Origin of the sequence: Streptomyces violens (assembly GCF_000717745.1) — a bacterium.
In the GTDB taxonomy this organism is placed as follows: Bacteria; Actinomycetota; Actinomycetes; order Streptomycetales; family Streptomycetaceae; genus Streptomyces; species Streptomyces violens.
On the sequence record NZ_JOBH01000012.1, the window covers coordinates 196,733 to 214,191 of the forward strand.

12 protein-coding genes are annotated in these 17,459 nt (G+C 70.3%); 8 read left to right on the forward strand and 4 right to left on the reverse strand.

The genetic code is table 11. From position 1 onward, the window contains the following. Positions 1–244: 244 nt before the first annotated feature. Positions 245–2,407, forward strand: a complete 2,163-nt coding sequence (locus tag IF04_RS0124150; protein ID WP_051831514.1) for an NACHT domain-containing protein — start codon at positions 245–247, stop codon at positions 2,405–2,407. Positions 2,408–2,470: 63 nt separating this feature from the next. Here the strand turns inward: IF04_RS0124150 and IF04_RS0124155 are convergent, their stop codons facing one another. Further along, complete coding sequence (locus tag IF04_RS0124155) at positions 2,471–4,690, reverse strand: ATP-binding protein (protein WP_051831515.1); 2,220 nt, start codon at positions 4,688–4,690, stop codon at positions 2,471–2,473. A gap of 542 nt (positions 4,691–5,232) precedes the next feature. On the opposite strand from IF04_RS0124155, the gene IF04_RS0124160 reads away from it, so the two are divergent. Beyond that, positions 5,233–5,436: a cold-shock protein gene (locus tag IF04_RS0124160; protein WP_030261656.1), complete on the forward strand. Its 204-nt coding sequence runs from the start codon at positions 5,233–5,235 to the stop codon at positions 5,434–5,436. Between the two features lie 355 nt (positions 5,437–5,791). After that, positions 5,792–7,282, forward strand: a complete 1,491-nt coding sequence (locus IF04_RS0124170; protein ID WP_030261660.1) for a DEAD/DEAH box helicase — start codon at positions 5,792–5,794, stop codon at positions 7,280–7,282. Positions 7,283–7,457: 175 nt separating this feature from the next. On the opposite strand, the gene IF04_RS0124175 is transcribed toward IF04_RS0124170, so the two are convergent. Together IF04_RS0124175 and IF04_RS0124180 are read right to left on the reverse strand one after the other, a co-directional pair. Beyond that, complete coding sequence (locus IF04_RS0124175; RefSeq protein WP_030261662.1) at positions 7,458–8,237, reverse strand: 2-keto-4-pentenoate hydratase; 780 nt, start codon at positions 8,235–8,237, stop codon at positions 7,458–7,460. Positions 8,238–8,301: 64 nt separating this feature from the next. Next, complete coding sequence (locus IF04_RS0124180) at positions 8,302–9,642, reverse strand: MFS transporter (RefSeq protein ID WP_106975655.1); 1,341 nt, start codon at positions 9,640–9,642, stop codon at positions 8,302–8,304. Between the two features lie 558 nt (positions 9,643–10,200). On the opposite strand from IF04_RS0124180, the gene IF04_RS0124185 reads away from it, so the two are divergent. The 5 genes from IF04_RS0124185 to IF04_RS38835 all read left to right on the forward strand — a co-directional run bounded on the left by IF04_RS0124185 (position 10,201) and on the right by IF04_RS38835 (position 15,711). Beyond that, positions 10,201–11,607: an LLM class flavin-dependent oxidoreductase gene (locus IF04_RS0124185; RefSeq protein ID WP_030261667.1), complete on the forward strand. Its 1,407-nt coding sequence runs from the start codon at positions 10,201–10,203 to the stop codon at positions 11,605–11,607. Positions 11,608–11,694: 87 nt separating this feature from the next. Then, a complete protein-coding gene (locus tag IF04_RS0124190; RefSeq protein ID WP_211259852.1) occupies positions 11,695–12,255 on the forward strand; it encodes a flavin reductase family protein in 561 nt (186 codons plus the stop codon). 129 nt (positions 12,256–12,384) lie between these two features. Continuing rightward, positions 12,385–13,878 (forward strand): aldehyde dehydrogenase (NADP(+)), encoded by a 1,494-nt coding sequence (locus IF04_RS0124195; RefSeq protein ID WP_030261672.1) that lies wholly within the window; start codon positions 12,385–12,387, stop codon positions 13,876–13,878. Positions 13,879–13,928: 50 nt separating this feature from the next. Continuing rightward, positions 13,929–15,245 carry a flavin monoamine oxidase family protein gene (locus tag IF04_RS0124200; protein ID WP_030261674.1) on the forward strand — a complete coding sequence of 439 codons (1,317 nt, stop codon included), beginning with the start codon at positions 13,929–13,931 and terminating at the stop codon, positions 15,243–15,245. 220 nt (positions 15,246–15,465) lie between these two features. After that, positions 15,466–15,711, forward strand: a complete 246-nt coding sequence (locus IF04_RS38835) for a hypothetical protein (RefSeq protein ID WP_157847698.1) — start codon at positions 15,466–15,468, stop codon at positions 15,709–15,711. Positions 15,712–15,725: 14 nt separating this feature from the next. Here the strand turns inward: IF04_RS38835 and IF04_RS0124205 are convergent, their stop codons facing one another. Further along, positions 15,726–16,517: an IclR family transcriptional regulator gene (locus IF04_RS0124205; protein WP_030261676.1), complete on the reverse strand. Its 792-nt coding sequence runs from the start codon at positions 16,515–16,517 to the stop codon at positions 15,726–15,728. Positions 16,518–17,459: the final 942 nt, after the last annotated feature.

The following is a 17,459-nucleotide window of genomic DNA, read 5'->3' on the forward strand; positions in this document are numbered from 1 at the left end:
GGCGTCATCTCCTGAGTCGCTCTGCCACGGGTGCTGCCGTGCTACGGCACTGCTCCGGACCATCTTCGCCGCGCTCCGCCGCCATGGCAGCCGGACACGTGCCCGGCGGTCAAGCAGGCGTCACCCACACGTGTGACATGGCGTCCGCAGACGGCCGCTTTCGGCATGCTGGTACCTCGCAGTGCGGCGGGCCAAGCCGGATCGGCGTGGGGGCCGCCGTCGGGAACGGAAGAGATGCCGGCAGATGTGGCGCCCCTCGCAGTTCACCACTGTCTCGGTCTTCGTCGTCACCGTGGTGGTGATTCCTCTCACCGTCAACATCGCCAGCGAGTCCGTTCCGGCGCCTGTGAAGCCGTACCTGTGGCTCGCCTGGCCTGCCGCGGGCTTGTCGGCAGTGCTGGCCGCCGTGGCGGAGGCCCGCCAGCGCGGGGGCCGGTCGTCCACCGGTGCGGCGCAGCCCGAGGAGGAACAGCTGGCGCGCGCCGCCGACCAGCTGTCCCCCACCCTGCGGAGCCAGTGGTCCGCCGAGGCGGAGATACGGATGCTCCACCGGCCCCAGCCCTTGCGGCTGCGGTGGTCGGCCACCGGACGCCCGGCCGGTCCCCGTCCGGACTCCGTGGGGACCGTGGCAAGCCCCGACGACGAAGCGGCGGACGGACGGCTGCTGGGGGACGGTCACGACGAACTGGTCAGCAACTTCCTTCGGCTCCGGCGGCGGAGACTCGTGCTGCTCGGCGAACCCGGCGCGGGCAAGACCGTACTCGCCATCCTGCTCACCCTCGCCCTGCTGGAACACCGTCGGGACCACGGCGGTCCGGTACCCGTTCTCTTGTCGCTCTCGTCGTGGGACCCGCGCACCGAGCACGTGCACACCTGGGTGGTCCGGCGGCTGATCGAGGACTACCCGGCCCTCGCCAATGCCGATGTCTTCGGGACGGACGCCCCACGCCGCCTGGTCACCGACGGACGGATACTGCCCGTCCTCGACGGTCTCGACGAGATGCCCGCCGTCCTCCACGGGGCCGCTCTCGAAGCCCTGGACGGGATTGATCCCCGCACCCCGCTGGTGATCACATGCCGCAGTGCCGAGTACCGAACCGCTGTCGCCGGCAGTGGCACGGTGCTGACCACGGCGGCGGTGGTCGAACTGGAGCCGGTGGGAGTACGCGAAGTACTCACTTTCCTGGACGCGGGAGGAGTGACCCGAGGGGAGCGCTGGGTTCCTGTACTGGCTCATCTGCGTGAGCATCCGCAGGGTCCGCTCGCCCAGGCCCTGTCATCGCCACTGATGACCTCTCTGCTGCGTACGGTCTACCGCGGCCGGGCGAACGACCCCGCCGAACTGGTGGATCCCGGCCGGTTCCCGGACCGGACAGCCATCGAAGGGCACCTGCTGGACGCGTTTCTCCCGGCCGCCTACCAGGACATGCTGGCGCTGCCCGCATCGGAGCACTCGCCGGCCGGGCCACCCCGCTACCCGCCCGAACTGGCAATCAAGTGGCTGGCGTTCATCGCGACGCACCTTCACGACAGGCACTCGCCGGACCTGGTGCTGTGGCATCTGCACAGCGGTCTGCCTCCGGGCGGGCGCCGCGCGGTCGGTATCGCACTGCAGTTGGCGACCGGGGGCTTCGCCGGGCTCGGTATAGCGGCCGGGGCCGGGTGGGACGTGGGGGTGGCCGCCGGGCTCGCAGGCGGCTTCGGCGCCGGAATGGTCGCCGCTCCCCCGGCTCACCCGGGCTGTGTCAACCTGCAGATCCGGGGCCGGCTGCGGTTGATCGGCAGGAAGTTCGCAGTGGGCCAGGTGCTCGGTTTCATGACCGCCGTCGGTGCCCTCACCGCCGCCGCGCTCGCCACCGTGCTGGGATTCGGACTCGTGGGCGGCCTGGCGGAGGTACTGAAAGTGGGATTCGCCGTCGGGCTCGGAACGGGGATCGCCTTCGGGGCGATGATGTGCCTCAACACGCCCGCGGACGCGATCCGTGCGCCCAGCCCCCGGTCCGTCCTGGGGGACGACCGTACGGTCAGCGGTATCCGTGCCGCGGTGGAGACCCTGGGGTCCGGAGTGCTGTGCGGAGCCCTCATCGGACATTCTCAGTTCAGGATCTCCGTCGACATCGAGACCGCACTCTTCTTCGGGCTGGGCAGCGGCCTGGCCGTCGGGCTCGCCGGCCGGTTCGCTTCGCGGTTCCAGACCGGTCTGGCGGCGAGCGCATGGGCCTGGTACTCGGCCAGCCACTGCTGGCTGGCGCTGCGCGGCCGCCTTCCATGGCGCCTCATGCGCTTCCTCACCGACGCTCACCGGCGGGGCGTGCTGCGGCAGACCGGCGCCGTCTACCAGTTCCGGCACGCCCGCCTCCAGGACCGCTTGGCCGAGTCGGCTTCCCGCGTCTCCGGACAGTCCTGATGACCACTGCGAGCCGATCGGCGCCGCGGCCAGGATCCTCGGCATGGGCCGGACAGCCGATACTCAACGAAGCTGCGGGCGATCGAGGGCGTACGCGATGCCGGTGTCGAGGTCGGTTGCGTAGCCGGTGTGGAACGCGGCCTTGTAGCCGAGTTCGCCCAGGGATTCGTTGGCCTGCTGCTCGCAGGACCGGCGGGCGGTGACGAATTCCGGGATGCCTGCCTGGGGCAGCCCGATGGTGTCCCAAGCGTGCCGGGCCAGCCCGAGCAGCCAGGCGGCACACTCGCTCTGCCCGTCGGCACCCGTGGCCACCGCGAGCACGTCCAGGGCCAGGGCGCACCCCAGGCTGTCGTGCAGCCGGTGCTTGACCTTGAGTGCCGCCCGTGCGTAGCGCAGCGCGGCCTCGGGTCGGCTACAGGCCAGTTCGGCGTGTGCGCGCATGACGTCGCCGTAGGCACGCATCCATTGTTCGCCGCACCGCCTGCACTCGGTGCGCATGGCCTCCAGCATCGCGATGGCTTCGTCGGGACGGCCGTCGGCGGAGAGCGCAATGCCTGCCAGCACCCGGGCCAGGAGCCTGGCGAGGGGGAGCGGCCCGACGAGCGCACCGTCTCCTGGTGAGGTGAGGGTGAGCAGATGTTCCGACTGGGAGAACACCGTCGCCCGGTCGCCGAGCATGGTCGCCGCGACCAGCAAGCAGGCCCGGGCGGTGGTAGCAGCGTCCATGTCGTCGAGCCGTTCGGCCTCAGCGACGCACTGGTCGGCCCAGGCCGTACCGGCCGCGGCGTCGCCCTGGCACAACAGGACCATGCTGCAGACCCACAGCGCCTTGTCACGGGCCGGGCTCGGAGCGGTGCCGAGGGCGAGGGCCCGTTCCAGATAGTGCTGTCCTTCCTTGAGGTGGCCGCAGGGGTACCAGAAGAACCACAGCGCCCCGGCCAGTTCCAGCGCTGTGAGCCCGTCCTGCTGGGCCAGCGTGTACTCCAGCGCGGCTCGGAAGTTGGTGTGCTCACCGTTCGCCCGGTCATACCAGGCGTACTGGTCGGCTCCGATCCAGGCGGCGTCGCCGCGGCGGGCCAGTGCCAGGTAGAAGGACCGGTGGCGATGGCGCAGCCGGTCCTCCTCGCCCAGGCGGCGCAGCCAGGTCGCACCGTACTCGCGGATGGTGTCGAGCATGCGGTAACGGTCCCCGCCCGCGGTCGGCACCCAGATCAGGATCGACTTCTCCGCCAAAGAGCCCAGCAGAGCGGGGATTTCCTCGTACGGAAGGTGCACACCGGCACAGACCCGGCTCGCGGCCCCGGAGTCGAAGCTGCCGGCGAAGACGGACAGCCGCGCCCACAGCAGCCGCTCGGCCGGGGCGCACAGTTCATGGCTCCAGCCGATGGCGGTACGCAGGGCCCGGTGCCACGGAGGTCCATCCCTGCTCGATCGAGGCAGCGAGCTCGGGGACGGTTGGGCGTCGACTGCGACCTCGTCGGGCTCGCCGAGTACGGCGAGTACGGCGAACCGGTCGTCCAGCTTCTTGGTCAACTCCCGTACGGACAGCTCGCGCAGTCGGGCCGCGGCCAGCTCCAGGGCAAGCGGCAGCCCCTCAAGGCGTCGGCACAGCCTCAGCACTTCGGCCCGGTTGGTGTCGGTGATCTCAAAGCCCGGTACGGCCTCGGCGGCCCGCTCGGCCAGCAGCGCCACTGCGTCCGCCTCGGCCGCCGCACGGTCGTCGCTCCCCGGCACCGGCAGCGGGTCGATCAGCACCAGCTGTTCGTCCGCCATGCCCAGCGGACGGCGGCTGGTGACAAGTATCCGCAGCCCGGGGGCGGCCGCCAGCAGGGCCCGGGCGGCCGACGCGCAGGCTTCGACGAGGTGCTCGCAGGTATCCAGTACGAGCAGCAGTTCCCGGCCGGCCAGGTAATCGCCCACCACCTCGATCATCGGGCGGGTGATCTCGTTGGCCACCGACAGCGCCTGGCCGATCGCATACGGCAGCAACACACCCTCTTGAAGGGGCGACAGCTCGACCCACCAGGCCCCATCGCGAAAGCACGGCCGCAGCCCGGCCGCGGCCGCCTGCGCCAGCCGGGTCTTGCCGACCCCGCCGACCCCGGTGACGGTCACCAGCCGCGCCCCCGCGTCCCCCTGGTACAGCCGCTGGATCTCCGCCAGTTCCGCACGGCGCCCGACCAGACGCGTCTTCGGTCCGGGGAGGCTTCCGGGGAAGTCTGCGGGCTGGTTCTCCGGCAGGTCGCCGGGGACGTTCCGCGCCCACCATTCGCCACCGGTCACGATCGTCCGCCCTTCGTCCTTCCGCCGCCCCTCCAGGGCACACCGCAGGGACAGCCCTCGGCAGCCTTTCGACTCCTCCCACTCTGCGTGTCCATCAACGGGAAGAAGATGAGCGTTAGTGACACTTGCGGACCGCGACGGATCGCTGGACGAACGGAGTGGCTACGTGACCGATTCAAGCGCGCGAAGCTGCCCGCAGGGGCGGCCCCCGGCTGGTGGGCGGCGCCTCGGCCGCGGCGCCGCTGGGGATTTCGACAATCGCCCGGATGTGAATATCTCGTTTCGCCGTTGCAGAAATACGGGTAATGCGCGCTGAGGAGTTTTGCCTCGGCAGATTCGAAACGGGAAAGTGTCGCACTCTTCGGAGCGGCCGTGCTACGGTTACGTCAGTTGCAGTTGTGGTTCCCCAAAACTTCAAGCGCTCCTTTCAGGGTCCCTGGAAAGAGTCTTGTGCATTTCGGTATTCCCGGAGGGTGATCATCGCGGCAGCTCCGGTTCCTGCACGGTGTGGGTTCCGGGTATCGCCCCGAAGGAGATGTATTTTGGCTACTGGCACCGTGAAGTGGTTCAACGCGGAAAAGGGCTTCGGCTTCATCGAGCAGGAGGGTGGCGGCGCTGACGTGTTCGCCCACTACTCGAACATCAACGCCGCCGGCTTCCGTGAGCTGCTCGAAGGCCAGAAGGTAAGCTTCGACGTCACCCAGGGCCAGAAGGGCCCGCAGGCGGAGAACATCGTTCCCGCCTGACGCTGACGCACACAACGAGCTGGGGCACGCACCTGCGTGCGGGCCCCGGCTCGTTGCGTTATTTGCGCTCGCCCGCAGCGACGGACTCCCGCCCGCAGTGGCGAGCGAGCGGCAGCATCGTCTGCCGCATCATCGAGTCGTGGGTCGGCAGAAGCCCGCCACCCGGCTCCCTCGCACCCGTATAGCGGCCACGTTCTTCACGGACGGTGGCCCGGTGCCTCTTCACGACGACTCGGTAGCCCATTGCGGCCCCGTTTGTTTCGTCTTTTCTTCGGCTCGATCTTGCGAATCCGCACGCGGTTCCAGAGCGCTGCGGCGAATTCCTCGATACGTGCCGCATCGAGGAAGGTTCTGTATGAACCGCACTGCTCGCACCACCGCCGACTCCTCCCCCTCACATAACGGCGCGGTGGGCTCCGGCCGTACCGGCCGCCGTCCGCAGGGGACCGCCCGCAGGGGCGGACCTTCGCGTTCGGCCAACACCGGGCGCCCCGGTCAGGGACACGCCGCGGGCGCCCCGAAGGAGTTCGCACTGCCGGTCACCCACACCGCGCCGTTGCCGGCTGTCGAGACGTTCGCCGGCCTCGACATGCCCGACCGCCTGAAGACCGTGCTCCGCGCCCAGGGCATGAGCGCCCCGTTCCCGATCCAGGCCGCGACGCTGCCCAACGCGCTGGCCGGCCGGGACGTGCTGGGCCGCGGCCGTACGGGCTCGGGCAAGACCCTCGCCTTCGGTCTCGCCCTGCTGGCCCGTACCGCAGGGCAGCGCGCTGAGCCGCGGAGTCCGCTGGCGCTTGTCCTCGTCCCCACCCGCGAGTTGGCTCAGCAGGTGACTGCCGCGCTCACCCCCTACGCCCGCGCGCTGCAGCTGCGGCTCACCACTGTGGTCGGTGGCATGTCGATCAGCCGTCAGGCACGTGACCTGCAGGCCGGTAGCGAGGTGGTCGTCGCGACGCCGGGCCGGCTCAAGGACCTCCTCGAACGCGGCGACTGCCGACTGAGCCAGGTGGCCATCACGGTCCTGGACGAAGCCGACCAGATGGCCGACATGGGCTTCATGCCGCAGGTGACCCACCTGCTCGACCAGGTACGCCCGCAGGGGCAGCGTCTGCTGTTCTCCGCCACCCTGGACCGCAACGTCGACCTCCTGGTACGCCGCTATCTGACCGATCCGGTGGTCCACTCCGTCGACCCCTCCGCAGGCGCGGTCACCTCCATGGAGCACCATCTGCTGCACGTCCAGGGGGCTGACAAGCACGCGACGACCACTCAGATCGCCGCCCGTGACGGTCGGGTGATCATGTTCCTGGACACCAAGCACGCAGTGGACCGGCTGACCAGGGACCTGCTGGCGGTCGGGGTACGCGCCTCGGCCCTGCACGGCGGGAAATCGCAGTCCCAGCGCACCCGCACCCTTGCCGGTTTCAAGTCCGGCCACACGAATGTCCTGGTGGCCACCAATGTCGCGGCCCGCGGCATCCACGTCGACAACCTCGATCTCGTCGTCAACGTCGACCCGCCGAGCGATCACAAGGACTACCTGCACCGCGGTGGTCGTACCGCCCGCGCCGGTGAGTCCGGCACCGTCGTCACCCTCGTTCTCCCCGGACAGCGCCGCGGCATGAACCGCCTGATGTCGGACGCCTCCATCACCGCACAGGAAACGCGGATCCACCCGGGCGAAGCCGAGCTGAGCCGCATCACCGGGGCCCAGGCACCCTCGGGCATCGCCCTGACCGCCGCGGACACCGAGCCCCCCAAGCGCACCGGCGCCGGTGCCGGGAAGGCACGACGCAGCCGGCCTGCCCGACAGCGGCGCCACTCGTCCTTCAACACGGCCGCATAGGCACTCGCCCTTCTCTGGTCCGCCCGGAGGCGGTCAGAGACCTCCGGCCCCTACCGATCCCTGCCGAGCTTCCTCGCTTGCGGCAACGCCGACTCACTTCCGGCAACGCCGAAGGGGGGCGACACACCGCACTGCACAGCCGGTGTGTCGCCCCCCTTCGGTCGTGCAGGGCCGGTCAGACGGCTTCGAACTCGACCTTGCCCAAGCCGTCGAACTCGGCCGTGACGACGGCCGCGCGCTTCAGCGGTACCGCCTCCAGGCAGCTGCCGGGCAGGATGACCTGGCCGGGCTCGAAGGCGATGCCGTACTGGGAGAGCTCGCCTGCCACCCAGGCGATGGCGGCGATCGGGTTGCCGAGGACGGCGGAGGCCGGGCCGGAGCCGACGCGCTCGCCGTCGTAGCGCAGTTCGCCCGTCATCGTCGAGAAGTCGAGCTGCCCCAGGGTCTTGGGCGTGGTGCCAAGGACGATGCCGCCGACGGAGCCGTTGTCGGCGAGGGTGTCGCCGATCTGGATGCGCCAGTCGGTGAAGCGGGAGTCGATGATCTCGATGGCGGGGACGACGCACTCGGTGGCGCGGAGGACGTCCGCGACCGTGACGTTGGGGCCTTCGAGCCGGTCCTTGAGGAGGAACGCGGGTTCGACCTCGGCGTACGGCTCGATGAACCGGTCGAGGCGGACCGGCAGGTTCTCGAAGTGGAAGTCGCTCGCGAGCAGGTGGCCGTAGTCGGGCTGGCCGACGCCGAAGGCCTCCTGCATGACCTTGGCGATGTTGCCGAGCTTGTAGCCGACAAGGCGGTCGCCGGCCGCTGTCCGCCGCTGGACGTTGTGCTTCTGCACGGCCATCGCGTCGGCGAGGGTGAGGTCGGGGCGGGTGTCGGTGATCGGCTGGATCGCCTTGTGGGCCTGGCGGGCGGCCTCGATGGCATCGGCGATCTCGATCAGGTCGTGCTGCATGGGCTCGCTTTCTGACGGTACGGGCAGGCTTCGGGTGCTGGTGCTACGGGGACGAGGGGAAGCATCAGCGTTGGGTGCGCGGTGCCGATGTCACACTGAGCGGCTTGCCCTTCGTCTCCGGGGCGGTGAGCTGGGTGACGACGGCGCCGACGGCGCACAGTCCAGCGGCGACGAGCATCGTCGAGCCCACGCCGATGGTGTCCAGAGCGACGGGCACGAGGAAAGTGCCGGCCGCCGCACCGATGCGGCTGGTGGCGGTGGCGAGACCGATGCCTGCGCCGCGGATATCGGTGGAGAAGACCTCGTTCGGGTAGACACCGGTGACCGCCGTCGACATCGCGTTGGTGTACGAGAACAGCAGGAAGCAGACGAGGATCAGCACCGGTGACGCGGCCGGGAAGAAGCCGACCACCGCGAGTGCCACGGCGCCCATCCAGAACTGCGGGATGACCAGCAGACGCCGGCCGACCCGCTCGATCAGGACGAAGGTGGTCGCGGCGCCCGCGAGGGCAAGACCGTTGACCCACAGTGCGCCGAGGAAGCCGTCTCCCATCCCGAAGCCCGCCAGGACGGTGGGGGCGAAGGAGGCGATGGCGAAGTAGGGGGTGACGGTGCAGAACCAGAAGACGCAGACGAAGGTCGTGACCTTGCGGTAGTCGGGCGAGAAGAGGCGCCAGAAGTTCGCCTTGCGGGTCTCCTCACCGGCCAGGTCGGCGATCTCGTGGGCGTCCTCGAAGTACTCCTCGGCGATCTTCCGGGCCTCATCCGTACGGCCCTTGCTCATCAGCCAGCGCGGCGACTCGGGGGTGCCGGCGCGGGCGATCAGGAGGAGAACGGCCGGCACGGCGCTGGTGCCGAGAATGATCCGCCAGTCCAGGTCGAAGGCGTGGCCGATGCCGTAGCCGACGGCATACGCGGCCAGATAGCCCAGGTACCAGGCGAATTCCTGGAAGGCGAGCAGCTTGCCGCGCAGCCGGGTCGGGGAGAACTCGGCGAGCAGCGGCCAGCCGATCGAGTACTCGGCGCCGATGCCGATGCCCATGAGGAGGCGTACGGCGAGCAGCTGCCAGCCGTTGTCGACGAAGAACTGCAGCCCCGAGCCGACGACGAACAGCACCATGTCCAGGGTGAACATGCGGGCGCGGCCGAACCGGTCGGAGAGGTAACCGCCGAGCGGGCCGCCGAAGAAGATGCCGATGAGGACGGAGGCGGCGATCAGCCCCTGCCAGGCCAGGGAGAGTCCCAGGTCCTTGCTGATGGCGGCGTTGACGGCACCGATGCCGCCGAGGACGTAGCCGTCCAGGAACATCCCGCCGGAGGAGATACCGGCCAGCCGGCGCAGGAATCTCCTCCGTTTGCGGTCGCTGGTCGGATCTTGCGGCGGGCTCGCGGTGATGGCCGTCATCGGCGACTCCAACTTCGATGGAACGAGGGGCCATTGCGCGGCGGACGGTCAGGGACGGTGCTGCGGGGCTCCGTCGGGCAGGGGTGCGCCGAAGGCCGGACGGACGGCCGCTGAGGGTGCGCGGCGCCGGAAGGCCGGAAGCCCGGTGCTGCGGGAACGTCGGTACGCGCACGCCGGTGCAAGAGGGCGGTGGGCCGACATGAACGCGTTGGTCCCGAACTCTACGTTCATAAATCACGGCCGCACTGCCGACCGAAAACTTCCATGGGCTCCTGGGCCTGTCAAGAGGTGTGCGCGGGGCCCTCCACGGAGCGGCGGTCGCACGGCGAGTGTCCTCAGAGCGACCTCGACCTGCGCGGAGGCCGGAGCGCAGGCAGTCACTAAGACCCCTGGAGGCGAGTGCGAAGAGGGCTCGAATTTCTCTCGCCCGATGTCTTGACGGACCTGCCGACTGCTCTCAACATGAACGTGACGTTCGGAAACTGAACGTCGTCACGGCCTCGCAGTACAGCGAGGAGCCGTGGGAGAGCTCCTCGCTCGCGCTCCGGGAGGGACACCATGAGCACACAGCCCCTGAAGCTTTTCGCCTTCGACGTCTGCGCCCCCGCCCACCTGACGGCCGGATCCTGGCGGGACGCCGCCGACCAGGGTTTCCGCTACACGGACCTGAACTACTGGACGGACACGGCGAAGATGCTGGAGGAGGCCCGCTTCGACGGGATCTTCTTCGCGGACAACGTCGGCTACCACGACGTCTACGGCGGCAGCCCGGACGCGGCGTTCCGCGACGCGGCCCAGTTCCCGATCAACGACCCGACGCTGCTGATCTCGGCAATGGCCTCGCACACCCGCCACTTGGGCTTCGGCGTCACGGCCTCGCTCACGTATGAGGCGCCGTACTCACTGGCCCGCCGCTTCTCCACCCTGGACCACCTCACCGGCGGCCGGGTCGGCTGGAACATCGTCACCTCGTACAGCGACGCCGCCGCCCGTAACTTCGGCCTCTCGCAGCAGATCCCGCACGACCAGCGGTACGACATGGCCGATGAGTACATGGAGGTCGTCTACAAGCTGTGGGAGGGCTCCTGGCAGGACAATGCCGTCGTACGCGACGCCGCGAACGCCACCTACATCGACCCGGCCCGCATCCACTCCATCCGGCACAAGGGCACGTACTTCGACGTCCCCGGCATCCACCTGTGCGAGCCGTCACCGCAGCGCACCCCGATGCTTTTCCAGGCCGGCGCCTCCTCGCGCGGCATGAAGTTCGCCGCCGCCAACGCCGAGGCCGTCTTCGTCAACACGATGACGCCCGAGATGACCCGCCGCAGCGTCGACAAGATCCGTGCCGCGGTCGCCGAGGCGGGCCGCGACCCGCGCTCGGTCAAGGTCCTCGCGCTCCTCACCGTCGTCGTCGCGCCGACGGACGCCGAGGCACAGGCCAAGTACGAGGAGCACGTCCGCAACGTCTCCTACGAAGGCGCGCTGGCCCGCTTCGCCGGCTGGACCGGCATCGACCTCTCCGGCGCCGACCCGGACATGCCACTTGAGTACGTGGACGTCGAGGCGTCCCGCTCGATGGTCGAGATGTTCACCAAGGCCGACCCGAACAGGAAGTGGACCACCCGCCAGATCGCCGAATTCATCGGCATCGGCGGCACCGGCGCCGTCATCGTCGGTTCGCCGGAGACGGTCGCCGCCGAGATGCGCAAGTGGCACCAGGTCGCCGATGTCGACGGTTTCAACCTCTCGTACGCCAGCAAGCCCGGCGGCTGGCAGGACTTCATCGAGCTGGCACTCCCCGTCCTGCGCGACGAGGGCCTGGTCCGCACCGAGTACGACAAGGACGCCGCCACGCTGCGCGAGTCCTTCTACGGCGCCGGCCGGCGCTACACGCTCGACGGCCACCCGGCCTCGAAGATCCGCGCCGCCGCGCCCGGCACCGGTGCCGACTTCGCGAGCTGACCCCCTCGGCGGCCCGTTCCGCACGGACCGCCACCCCGCACTCCTCATTTCCGCCCCGTACACGATGACGTCGAAGGGACCGCTGTCATGACTGCCTCTTCCATGGCCACCGCCGCCTCCGCCCCGGCCGCCTCTTCCGCCTCGGCCTCCACCGAGAACGCCGTCGACCAGCGGGCCTTCCGCGACGTGATGGGACACCTGCCGACCGGCGTGGTCGCGATCACGGGGGTCGAGGCGGAGACCTCGCAGCCTGCCGGGATGATCGTCGGCACCTTCCAGTCGCTCTCCCTCACCCCGGCCCTGGTGACCTTCAGCGTCGACCGCTCCTCCACCAGCTGGCCCAAGATCCGCAGCGGCGGCCGGTTCAGCGCCAGCGTCCTGGCCGAGCACCAGACGGACGTCTGCAAGGCGCTCTCGCGCAAGTCCGGCGACAAGTTCGAGGGCGTGGAGTGGGTCCCGTCGCCGGAGGGCTCCCCGCAGTTCCTCGGCGCCTCGGCCTGGATCGACTGCGAGATCGAGCAGGAGCTGGACGGCGGCGACCATGTCATCGTCATCGGCCGCGTCCTGCGCATGGACAGCGGCTACAGCGAGCCGCTCGTCTTCCACAAGGGCAAGCTCGGCGGCTACCGCGCCCCGGTCGCGGCCTGAGCCCGTACGGAAACGGGTACCGCCCGCGACCGGCACCGCTGCCGCACCCCGCACCCCCGCACCACCCGCACAGCTCCCGGCCCGTTGGCCGTTCCGACGCCCCGGGCCCCGCATACCCGAAGGACTCCCGTGAACCACCCCCAGTCCGCCGAACCCGAGACTCCGGCAGGCGAACTCGAGACCCTGCTCGGGCTGGCCACCCAGGCCGCCCCCGTGTGGGCCGCCTTCACCCCGCGTGAACGGGCCACGGCCCTCGTCGCCGTCGCCGAGGCCCTGGAGGCGAATGCCGATCACCTGGTGGCACTCGCCGACCGGGAGACCGGACTCGGCCACGCCCGGCTGTCCGGCGAGGTCAAGCGCACCACGGGCCAGCTGCGCTCGTACGGCGAACACGCCGTCAGCGGCGCCCCGTTCGGCGTCACCATCGACCACGCCGACCCCGACGCCACCCCGCCGCGCCCCGAACTCCGCCGTCACCTGGTCCCCCTGGGTCCGGTCGAGGTGTTCGCGGGCGGCAACTTCCCCTTCGCCTTCTCGGTCGCCGGGACAGACACCGCCGCCGCGCTCGCGGCCGGCTGCCCGGTCCTGCTCAAGGCACACCCCGGCCACCCGCGGACCTCCGCGACGACGGCCACCCTGGTACGCGAGGCACTCGCCGAGGCGGGGGCGCCACTGGGCACCTTCGGGATGTTCACCGGCCGCGAGGCGGGCGTGACCGTGCTGCGCGACGAGCGCGTCCAGGCCGCCGCCTTCACGGGGTCGGTCCGGGGCGGCCGCGCCCTGTTCGACATAGCCTCCTCCCGTCCCCGCCCCATCCCCTTCCACGGCGAACTCGGCAGTGTGAACCCGGTCGTCGTCACGGCCGGCGCACTCGCCGAGCGCCGTTCCGCGATCGTCTCCGGGTTCGTCGCCTCCTTCACGCTGGGCGCGGGACAGTTCTGCACCAAGCCCGGCATCCTGCTGCTGCCCCGCGACCCGGAGACGGTCGAGGAGATCGCCGCCCAGGTGCGGGCGGCGCACGCGCTGCCGATGCTGTCGCTGCAGATCGCGGAGGGCTACCGGCGCCGGCTCGACGAGGTCGCCACCGCCCGGCAGATCCGCACGCTGGTCGACGGCGCCCTCACCACCACCGACGCGGACGGCCGCCCGCAGGCCTCCCCCAGCCTCTTCCTCGTCCCCTCTGTCGAGCACGTCCTCGAGGAGGCGGACAACCTCCTGGAGGAGTGCTTCGGCCCGGCGGCCGTGATCGTCCAGTACGACACCGAGGACGAGGCCGCGCAGGTTCTGGAGGCGCTGGAGGGAAGCCTCACCGTCACCTTCCACACCGCGCCCGGAGAGCAGCCGGCCGGCCTCGTCGAGCTGGCCCAGCGCAAGGCGGGCCGGGTGCTGTTCAACGGCTGGCCCACCGGCGTCGCCGTCACCACCGCCCAGCAGCACGGCGGCCCGTACCCGTCCGCCACCTCAGCCCACACCTCGGTCGGCCCGTACGCCATCGACCGCTTCCTGCGACCCGTCGCCTACCAGGACGCCCCGGCGGAACTCCTCCCGGCCGCCCTGCGTGACGACAACCCCCTCCGGTTCCTCCGCACCGTCGACGGAAAGCCCGAGACGGCCGCGCATTGAGCAGCTCGAAACGTAAGGACGGCACACCGAACGACCCGGAAGGGGAACCCATGGGAGCGGAACAGCACGAACAGGCCGACGTCGTGATCGTCGGAGCCGGCGTCGCAGGCCTGGTCGCGGCCCGCGAACTCGGCCGCCAGGGACTGCGGACCGTCGTCCTGGAGGCGCGGGACCGCCTCGGCGGCCGCACCTGGACCGACCACCGCCTCGGCCGCGACCTGGAGATCGGCGGCACCTGGCTGCACTGGACCCAGCCGCACGCCTGGGCCGAGGTCAACCGCTACGGCCTCGAGGTCACCCGGGGCCCGCGCTCCGAGGAGACGTTCTGGCTCGCCGGCGACGAGGTCCGGCGCGGCACCCTCGACGACTTCATGAACCTGATCGACCCGGGCATGACCCGTCTCCTCGAAGAGACCATGACCTGGATCCCGCGCCCGGACGACCCGCTGCGCAACCCCGACCTGGCCGAGGCCGACGCCTGGACCGTCCAGGAGAAGCTCGACGAGCTGAACCTGCCGGAGGCGGAGAAGAACGCCAACGAAGCGGCCTGGGTCGGCCACTTCAACGCCCCGCTCGACCAGTGCTCCTTCGTCAACGCCCTGCGCTGGACGGCAGCCGCGGCCGGCCACTGGCATCTGATGCACGAGTCCACCGCCATCTTCCGCCTCGTCGGCGGCACCAAGGGCCTGGTCGCGGCGATCGCGGCAGAGGCGGAGTCCACCGGTAACGTCGAGATCCGGCTGTCGTCGCCGGTGACGAGGATCGCGCACGACGCGGACGGGGCGACCGTCTCGTACGGCGACGGGCAGACCGTCCGCGCCCGCCGCGTGATCGTCGCCCTCGGCCAGAACCTCCTCGACGGCCTCGACGTCACCCCGGCCCTGCCCGAGGAGAAGCTCGTCCCCGCCCGCGAGAAGACCGCCTCCCAGGGCGCCAAGGCGTGGATCCGCGTCCGCGGCCCCATCAAGCCGTTCTTCGCGTACTCCTCGCAGCACCACCCGCTGTCGGTCGTCCGCACCGAATTCATCGGCGAGGACGACGCCGTACTGGTCGCCTTCGGCGCCGACTCCACCCGCATCGACGTCAACGACGCCCAGGCCATCGACGCGGCGCTGAAGGTATGGCGCAACGACCTCGAAGTACTCGAAGTCGGCGGGCACGACTGGATGGCCGACGAGCACTCTCGCGAGACCTGGCTGATCCAGCGCCCCGGCCAGTTCACCGGCCACCACGCCGCGCTCCAGGCACCGACCGGCGTGCTGCACTTCGCGAGCGGCGACCTCGCCAACATCTGGGCCGGCTTCATCGACGGTGCCGTCGAGAGTGCCACCCGCGTCTCCCGCCAGGTCCGCGAGAGCCTCGCCTGACCGGCGTCACTGACTCCGGATCGGTAATAGGGGACCGATCCGGAGCGTCCGCGGCGCTCACCTGGGACAGCCGCCGCGGACGTCACATGGCCCCGCCGGGCCTTCCTCCCGGCGGGGCCCACTCGGCGCTCCCGCGCGGTGGCGCCGCACAGCACGGACCGCGGCGCTCCCGGACGGAGCGCCGTCGAGTACGGAAGTCGAGCACGGAAGGAGGGCGCGCGTGCGAAGCGAGCCCATGAAGGAGCAGCGCGGTCACGCGCCCGAACCGGGCGGACTCCCGCCCTGGGCACTGCGACGGGCCGCGTCCGTCCTGTCCGTCGAGGCAGCCCGCGCAGGGGACGGGTTGTCCGCGAATACCGCGACGACAACGCTGACCGCGGCCGAGCTGGCCCGCCGCACCGGACTCAGCCGCGGCCTCGCCCGCCGCTGCCTGCACCGGCTCCGTTCGGATGCGCAGGCTCGTTGAAGCCGTGTGCGCCCTCAGTCCGTCTCTTCCCACAGCACCGACGCAAGCCGCTCCACCGTGGTCCGCATCAGCTCCAGCGTGCCGGGGATCTGTTCCCGCGTGAAGCGGTAGCGCGGGCCGTTCACGGTCAGGATCGCGATCAGCTCGCCCGCCGGGTCACGCACCGGCCGTGACAACGACAGCAGGCCCTCCTCCAGCTCGTTGTCGATGATTCCGTAACCCTGCTCCCGGATCTGGTCCAGCTCCCGCAGCAGCTGAGCCCGGTCCGTGATCGTCTGTTCTGTGAACGCCTCGAGCCGCTCCGGCAGCAACCCCGACACCCGCTCCCGCCCCAGCTCGGCCAGGAACACCTTCCCCGTCGAGCTGGCGTGCAGCGGATAGTGCTCACCGCGCATGCCCTTGTTCATCACGCCGACGACGTGCGAGCCGTACGCCTCCGCGATCAGCTCCAGACCGTCGTTCGGCGTGGCGACGGACAGGGTGGCCGACTCGTTGAGGTGGTCCGCCAGCTCCTGCAGCAGCGGCTGCGCGCGCTGGGCCACACCGGAGTGCGGATCCGCGTACCGGCCGAGCCTGGCCAGCTCCCAGCCGAGCACGTAGTTGTTGTCGATGCGGTCCACGAGTCCGGTCTGCTCCAGGCTGAGCAGCAGCCGGAACGCGGTCGGCCGAGAGATCCCCACGGCTTTCGCCAACGTGGTCACGGTGGCACCGCCACGCGGCTGGGCCGCCAGTTCCCGCAACAATCGCGCCGCCTTGACCACGGACTTGTTGGTCAGCTCTGCGGGGGCGGCGGAGTCGTCGCTCATGGGAACCTCTTCGGCGGCTGGGCAATTACGGACTGTGCGGTAGCACACCGCCTTCACTCTACTGACCGCTCGTTCGCATTTTGAACGCATCGGCAAACGTGACCCTGACCACGCCCCCGGAGTCGGGGTCGAGCGCGGCCGTATGCACCGGTCTCCCCGGGCCGGACGATCACACCGTCACCGCCGCCACGGCGTCGTCCTGGTCGGCGTTCGCGACCAGACACCGGGTGTCGGCGTACGGCCGTCCTGCAGCCATTGCACTACCCCCGCCGCGGCCGCGCAGGCCGGGTCGCCCGCCGGGTGCATACCGCGGTCGCCGCCACCTCCGCCGGGAACCCTCGACGGAAGAAGAGTCTCCGGAGGTCGCGCGGGATGTGGGGCCGGGCGGGACGCCACCGACGCTGCGCCTCACCCGTGGGCGTCGGCCCGGGCACGGTCCGGTACAGCCGGCACCACAGCCACGCCAGCAGGGCCATAGAAGCGCAGGCCCTATGCACTCCGGGCAGCCGGATGCTCGCAGGCTCACGCGGGGCTACGGCCCGCCGATCCCCTGCCATACACGGTGCCCCTGTACAGACGTCCGCCGTCCCGCATACCTGCACCTGGCCGCCTGACCGCCGACTGCGACCGCGTCACGAGTTAGGCACTCCAACATGATCCGCCATCTCGACCGCTGTGGGGTCGGTACTGCGACTGAACTGCCTCAGGAGGCCCGGCGCAGAGCTTCTACTGAACCTGATGACCTGTCAGGAAAGTCAGCATTGGGTCAGCATTGGTCCGCCCAGAGACGGTCAGAGATGGTCAGAGATGGTCGCACCTGCAACTTGAGTTCTACACGGCACAGTGGACCTGACCAGCAAAAACACTGGTCAGAGACCTCCGGACCGGAGATGCTTGGACCTGCTTCGGGCGATCCCCCGCGTCGCCCGAAGCAGGTGGCTT

Excerpts from the sequence above, each read along its gene's own strand:
- IF04_RS0124150 (WP_051831514.1), top strand. The coding sequence starts at position 245 with ATGTGGCGCCCCTCGCAGTTCACCACTGTCTCGGTCTTCGTCGTCACC.
- IF04_RS0124170 (WP_030261660.1), top strand. The coding sequence starts at position 5,792 with ATGAACCGCACTGCTCGCACCACCGCCGACTCCTCCCCCTCACATAAC.
- IF04_RS0124175 (WP_030261662.1), bottom strand. The coding sequence starts at position 8,237 with ATGCAGCACGACCTGATCGAGATCGCCGATGCCATCGAGGCCGCCCGC.
- IF04_RS0124180 (WP_106975655.1), bottom strand. The coding sequence starts at position 9,642 with ATGACGGCCATCACCGCGAGCCCGCCGCAAGATCCGACCAGCGACCGC.
- IF04_RS0124185 (WP_030261667.1), top strand. The coding sequence starts at position 10,201 with ATGAGCACACAGCCCCTGAAGCTTTTCGCCTTCGACGTCTGCGCCCCC.
- IF04_RS0124190 (WP_211259852.1), top strand. The coding sequence starts at position 11,695 with ATGACTGCCTCTTCCATGGCCACCGCCGCCTCCGCCCCGGCCGCCTCT.
- IF04_RS0124200 (WP_030261674.1), top strand. The coding sequence starts at position 13,929 with ATGGGAGCGGAACAGCACGAACAGGCCGACGTCGTGATCGTCGGAGCC.
- IF04_RS0124205 (WP_030261676.1), bottom strand. The coding sequence starts at position 16,517 with ATGAGCGACGACTCCGCCGCCCCCGCAGAGCTGACCAACAAGTCCGTG.